This is a genomic window from Corallococcus sp. CA053C (assembly GCF_003611675.1).
Taxonomy (GTDB): domain Bacteria; phylum Myxococcota; class Myxococcia; order Myxococcales; family Myxococcaceae; genus Corallococcus.
Genome location: NZ_RAWA01000530.1, coordinates 1 through 5733 on the forward strand (window position 1 = coordinate 1; position 5733 = coordinate 5733).

Genomic DNA, 5733 nt, shown 5'->3' on the forward strand with positions numbered 1-5733 from the left:
CCACCGGCCCCCTCCTGGGCCGCGTCCCCGCGAAGCTGCGCCTGTCCCCGGGCCAGCGCGTGCTCCACGTGCGCGCCCCCGGCCACGCTCCCGGCCAGTACGTCATCGACGTGCCCGCCGAAGGCACCCTGCCGCTCAGCATCACCCTGAGCGCCCAGACGCGCCCCACGGGCCGCGTCGTCGTCACGTCCAACCACGACGGCGCCACGGTGCGCGTGGACGGCCGGCCCGCGGGCTTCACCCCCACCGTCGTCACCCTCCAAGAGGGCGAGCACGTGCTGGAGGTGGAGAGCCGCGACGTGCGCCCCGTGCGCCAGAAGGTCACCGTCGTCCCCGACCAGGAGGTGAAGGTCCACGCCACCCTGCGCTACGAACCGCCCCCGGTGCGCGCCGCGTCCAAGAGCCTCTTGTCCGTGGACGAGGCCCCCGCCTCCACCACCGTGCTCACGCCGGAGGAACTGCGCGCGTTTGGCTGGCGCACGCTCGCCGAGGCGCTGGCCGGCGTGCGCGGCTTCTTCCTCACCGACGACCGGACGTACACGTACCTGGGCGTGCGCGGCTTCTCCCCGCCGGGCGACCTCAACACGCGCATCCTCATCCTCTGGGACGGCCACGCGATGAACGACGTGTGGGCTGGCCAGGGCTACGCCGCGCACGACCTCAGCGTGGACCTGGAAGAGGTGGAGCGCATCGAAGTGGTGCGCGGCCCCGGCAGCGCCCTGTACGGCACGGGCGCCTTCTTCGGCGTCATCAACGTCGTGCCCCGCGAGACGCTGGGGCTGGACCGGCGCCTGGAGATCACCGGCGCCGTGGGCGCGATGGGCTCCACGCTCGTGCACGCCACCACGTCATGGGAGGACCCCAACCGCTCCGTCCTCTTCAGCCTCGCGGGCATGAAGTCCCGCGGCGCGGACACCACCCTGCTGGGCACCCCCGGCCCCATCGTCACCGGACTGGACGGGGAGCAGGCCGGCACCGGCTCCGTGCGCGCCCGCCTGGGCAGGCTGTCGCTCGTCGCGCAGCTCCACGGGCGCACCAAGGACGTGCCCACCGCGCCCTACGGCACCGTGGTGGGCGCACAGGGCACCCGCGTGCGGGACGTGCGCGGCTTCGCCGAGGCGAAGTACGAGCGCGCCCTCTCCGAGCGCTTCATCCTGTCCCTGCGCGGCGCCGTGGACCTGAGCCGCTACCAGGGCCACTGGAACTACGGCGGGGACGCCGCCCAGACGAACACCGACTCCGGTGCGGCGGACTGGCTCACCGCCGAGGCGCGCCTGCTCGTGGGCCTGTTCGAGTCCCACCGCCTCACGTTCGGCGTGGAGGGCCAGGCCCAGCTGCGCGTGGTGCAGAAGAGCGTGGGCCCTTCCGTCGCCATGCCCCTGGAGACGCAGACGCGCTCGCTCGTGTCCGTGTACGCGCTGGACGAGTGGCGCCTGCACCCGCGCCTGAGCCTGTCGCTGGGCCTGCGCGTGGACAGGTACAGCGACCTGGACACGCTGCCGCTCACGCCGCGCCTGGCCGTCATCGGGCGGCCCTACGAGAACGGCCTCACCAAGCTGGTGATTGGCCGCGCCTTCCGCGCCCCCAACGTCTACGAGCTGTTCTACCAGGACAACCTCCTCACCCAGCGCCCCGCGGAACACCTCAACCCGGAGACCATCACCACCTTCGAGGTGGAGCACTCGCACGACCTGACGAACGAGCTGCGCCTGACGGTGGCCGGCTACCACAACCGCATCTCCCAGCTCGTCACGCTCATCACCGAGGCCGAGCCCACGCCCCGCTGCGGCCCCCAGGGCGCGCCCAGCCAGTGCCTCGTGTACACGAACAACCCCGGCACGACGTTCGCGTGGGGCGCGGAGGCCGGGCTGCACTGGCAGCCGGGCCGCTGGCTGCTGGTGGACCTGAGCTACTCCTACGTGCGGCTGGCCAATGCCTCCCTGGACGTGGTGCAGGCCGCGCCCGCGCACCTGGCCTCCGGGCGCTTCCTGCTGCCCGTGGGCAACGGCGACATGCGCATCGCGACCCAGGCCACCTACCAGAGCGCGCGCGTGGACACCCTGCCCGGCGCCAACAGCGGCGAAGCGTTGCTGGTGGGCTTCGGCGTGTCCGGTGACTACGGCCGGCTGCGCTACTTCGCTGGCGTGAACAACCTGCTGGACGCGCGCTATGCCCTGGTCGTGAGCGACGACGTGTCCGTCGGCCCCGTGCCCCAGTACGGCCGCACCTTCAACCTCCAGCTCACCGGCAGCTTCTAGACCGGAACCTTCGCGCGCCATGGCCGACACCTCGCTCGACTTCATCCACCCCGGGCACCCGCTGTACGACGGGGAGCTGGAGCTGCGCTTCCGCGTGCTGCGCGAGCCGCTGGGCTTCACCCGCGCGGACGTGAAGTTCCCCTTCGAGGACGACAGCCTCCACCTGGTGGCCCACGCGGGCGGCACCGTCGTGGGCTGCGTGCTCTTCCACCCGGAGGACGCGCACGGCGGCCGGCTGTTCCAGATGGCCGTCTCGCCCTCGCTGCAGGGCCAGGGGCTGGGCGCGCGGCTGGTGCGCGCGCTGGAGGACGAGCTGCGGCGCCGCGGCTTCCGCCACGTGCACCTGCACGCACGCGCCCCCGTCGTCCCCTTCTACGAACGCCTGGGCTACGCGGTGTACGGCGAGCCGTACGAAGAGGTGGGCGTCCCCCACCGCGACATGCAGCGCGACCTCTGAAGGCTCGGGTGAAGCCTCAGGTGGCGGGGGCCCGGGTCGGCACGCGGCGGCTGCTCCAGAGCACCGTCACCAGCGCCGTGAGCGACATCGCCGCGCCCACCGCGCACACGCCGGGCCAGCCCGCGCGCGTCCACGCCGCCGTCCCGGCCCACGCGCCCGACGCTCCCCCCACGAAGTAGGTCACCATGTAGAGCGTGTTGAGCCGGCTGCGCGCGTCCGGCCGCAGCGCGTAGACGCGCGCCTGGTTGGTGATCTGATTGGCCTGCGCGCCCAGGTCCAGCAGCACCACGCCCAGCGCGATGCCCCACAGCGTGTGCCCCCACAGCCACAGCACGCCGAAGGAGGCCAGCAGCACGGCGATGGCCAGCGCGTTGAGGCGCCGGTCCCCGCGCTGATCCGCATGGCGGCCCACGATGGGCGCGATGGCGGCGCCCGCCACGCCCACCACGCCGAAGAGGCCCGCCACCTGCGCGTCGTAGTGCCCGGGCAGCGACTGGAGGTAGAGCGCCAGCGTGGCCCAGAAGGCGCTGAACGCGCCGAAGGAGAGCGCGCCCAGGAACGCGTGCAGCCGCAGCACCGGCTCCGTGCGCGCCAGGTGGATGAGCGAACGCATCAGCGCGGGGTACGGCATGGAGGCCAGGGGCGGCTGCGCAGGCAGCGTGAAGCGCAGCACGATGCCCAGCACGACCATCAGGCCCGCGGCCGTCCAGAACATGGTGCGCCAGCCCAGGTGCGTGCCCACGAAGCCCGCCACCGTGCGCGACAGCAGGATGCCGATGAGCAGCCCGCTCATCACCGTGCCCACCACGCGCCCGCGCCGCGAGGGCTCCGCCAGCTGCGCGGCGAAGGGGATGAGCAGCTGCGGAATCACCGTGGTGACGCCCAGCGCGAAGCTCGCCGCCACCATCACGCGCAGGTCGGGCGCGAGCGCCGTCGCCACCAGCGCCACTCCCACGCAGCCGCACAGCACCAGGATGACGCGCCGTCGCTCCAGGCTGTCGCCCAGCGGCACCAGGAACAGGATGCCCACCGCGTAGCCCACCTGCGTCAGCATGGGCACCAGGCCCAACGCACTGCCCGACGCGCCCAGCGTCCGGCCGATGTCTCCCAGCAGCGGCTGGTTGTAATAGAGGTTCGCGACGGTGAACGCGCCCGCCACCGCCATCAACCCGACCAGCGAGGGGCTCAGCGAAGCGGACGGGACGGGGGCGGCGTCAGGCGGGGTCGGCATGGCGGACGGCGCAACGCATAAGCCCCTCGCTCGCGGGCTTCAAGCGCGACCCGGCCCTCCCGCTTCGGGGGCGCCGTCCGGGCGGGCAGGCCATCCGGGGCCCCTCCCCTCTTCCCCGGGACGCGCGTGCGGGGCAGGCTGCGGGCCATGCTTCGAACCCTTCTTCTCAGTGCCGTGCTGGCCCTCGTGGGCTGTGGTGATTCTTCCTCGGGCGACCCCGCCAAGGTGACGTACGCCGACGCGCTGGGCGTGGACCTGGGCGCGATGAACAAGAGCGACTCCGGGCTGTACACGCAGGACCTGACGGTGGGCACCGGCGCGGAGGCCGTCGCCGGGAAGATCGTCCAGGTGCACTACTCCGGCTGGCTTCCGGACGGCTCCCTGTTCGACAGCAGCGTGCCGCGCGGAGAGCCCTTCTCCTTCAACCTGGGCCAGGGCCGCGTCATCGAAGGCTGGGACGAGGGCGTCGCCGGGATGCGCGCGGGCGGCAAGCGCAAGCTCGTCATCCCCTCGGAGCTGGGCTACGGCAGCCAGGGTTCGCCGCCGGTCATCCCCGGCGACTCCGTGCTCGTCTTCGACGTGCAGCTGCTCGCCGTCTACTGACGCCACCGCCCAGGCTCGACGGAAGCGGGACGCCTCAGACGCCAGGCGTCCCACCGGATACCGGCGGCACGCGCTTCTTCGGCAGGCGCGAGCGGCCCTTGGGCCCCTTCAGCGCCACGCCCAGCAGCATCGTCGCGGGCAGCATCATGCCCAGGCCCTGCGTGAGGTCCTTGGGCGGATGGGTCGCCACGCCCAGCACCATGCCGACGAAGAGCAGGCCACAGACGAGCCGCAGGATGAGGGCGTTCACGCGTGACTCCCGGAATCAGGACGCCGGGAGCATAGCGCGCGGCGCCCCACCGCGCCGTCCGTTAAGGTGGCCCCGTGAGCCCCTCGAAACGCTTCCAGCCCGGGTATGACCCGCCCGCCCGTTCGCGCGACACCGCGCTCCTGTTCGCCGCACGCGGCATGGACCTGCTCGTGTCCGAGTCCGAGGGCCAGCTGACCCTGCCCCGCGCCTCGGCCCTGCCGGAGCTCGCCGCCAGCGCCCACTTCCTGGGCGTGCTCGACGACACCGACTGTTACTCGGTCCCCCTGTCCGGGGACTTCGCGCCGCCGGAGGGGATGAAGACCGTCCCCGCCCGCTCGCTCTACAAGCAGCTGGACGAGGTGACGTTCGCCGTGGCCGGCCGCGCGCTGTCCGTCGCGGAGTGGGAGGTGAACCACCGCTTCTGTGGCCGGTGCGGCACCCCCACGCAGCTCGTCGCGGGCGAGCGCGCGCGCCGCTGCCCGGTGGACCACACGCCGTTCTACCCGCGCATCTCGCCCGCGGTCATCGTCCTCATCACCCGGGGCGACCAGATGCTGCTGGCGCGCAACGCCACCTTCCCGGAGCCGCTCTTCAGCACCGTGGCGGGCTTCGTGGATCCAGGCGAGTCCCTGGAGGAGACCGTCCACCGCGAGGCGAAGGAGGAGGTGGGGGTGGACCTGAAGGAGCTCACCTACTTCGGCAGCCAGCCATGGCCGTTCGGCCGCTCGCTCATGGTGGGCTTCATGGCCGAGTACGCGGGCGGCGACATCACCGTGGACGGCAAGGAGATCGCCGAGGCCCGGTGGTTCGACGTGGACGACCTGCCGCGCATCCCGCCCCGGCTGAGCATCGCGCGCCACCTCATCGACACCTTCATCGACCGGGTGAAGGCCCGGCGCGGTCTGCCTCCAGGCTAGCGGCCTGGGCCTGGCCC

6 protein-coding genes are annotated in these 5733 nt (G+C 72.6%); 4 read left to right on the forward strand and 2 right to left on the reverse strand.

Annotation, left to right across the window (positions count from 1 at the left end):
* The coding region (locus tag D7V97_RS39190) for a TonB-dependent receptor (protein WP_120615687.1) at window positions 1–2258 on the forward strand (2258 nt) is incomplete at its 5' end.
* A 19-nt stretch (window positions 2259–2277) separates the two neighbouring features.
* Window positions 2278–2715, forward strand: a complete 438-nt coding sequence (locus D7V97_RS39195; RefSeq protein WP_120615688.1) for a GNAT family N-acetyltransferase — start codon at window positions 2278–2280, stop codon at window positions 2713–2715.
* Between the two features lie 16 nt (window positions 2716–2731).
* On the opposite strand, the gene D7V97_RS39200 is transcribed toward D7V97_RS39195, so the two are convergent.
* The gene (locus tag D7V97_RS39200; protein ID WP_199729122.1) at window positions 2732–3880 is read right to left on the reverse strand and encodes an MFS transporter; all 1149 of its coding nucleotides are present in this window, start codon (window positions 3878–3880) and stop codon (window positions 2732–2734) included.
* Between the two features lie 213 nt (window positions 3881–4093).
* Here D7V97_RS39200 and D7V97_RS39205 point away from each other — a divergent pair, with 213 nt between their 5' ends.
* Window positions 4094–4549 (forward strand): FKBP-type peptidyl-prolyl cis-trans isomerase, encoded by a 456-nt coding sequence (locus tag D7V97_RS39205; RefSeq protein ID WP_120615690.1) that lies wholly within the window; start codon window positions 4094–4096, stop codon window positions 4547–4549.
* 34 nt (window positions 4550–4583) lie between these two features.
* Here D7V97_RS39205 and D7V97_RS39210 read toward each other — a convergent pair whose 3' ends face one another.
* On the reverse strand, window positions 4584–4799 hold the full coding sequence (locus D7V97_RS39210) for a hypothetical protein (RefSeq protein ID WP_120615691.1): 216 nt from the start codon (window positions 4797–4799) through the stop codon (window positions 4584–4586).
* Window positions 4800–4873: 74 nt separating this feature from the next.
* Between D7V97_RS39210 and nudC the strand changes: the two genes are divergently transcribed.
* Entirely contained in the window at window positions 4874–5716 is an 843-nt protein-coding gene (gene nudC, locus D7V97_RS39215; protein WP_120615692.1) for an NAD(+) diphosphatase, read from the forward strand.
* Window positions 5717–5733: the final 17 nt, after the last annotated feature.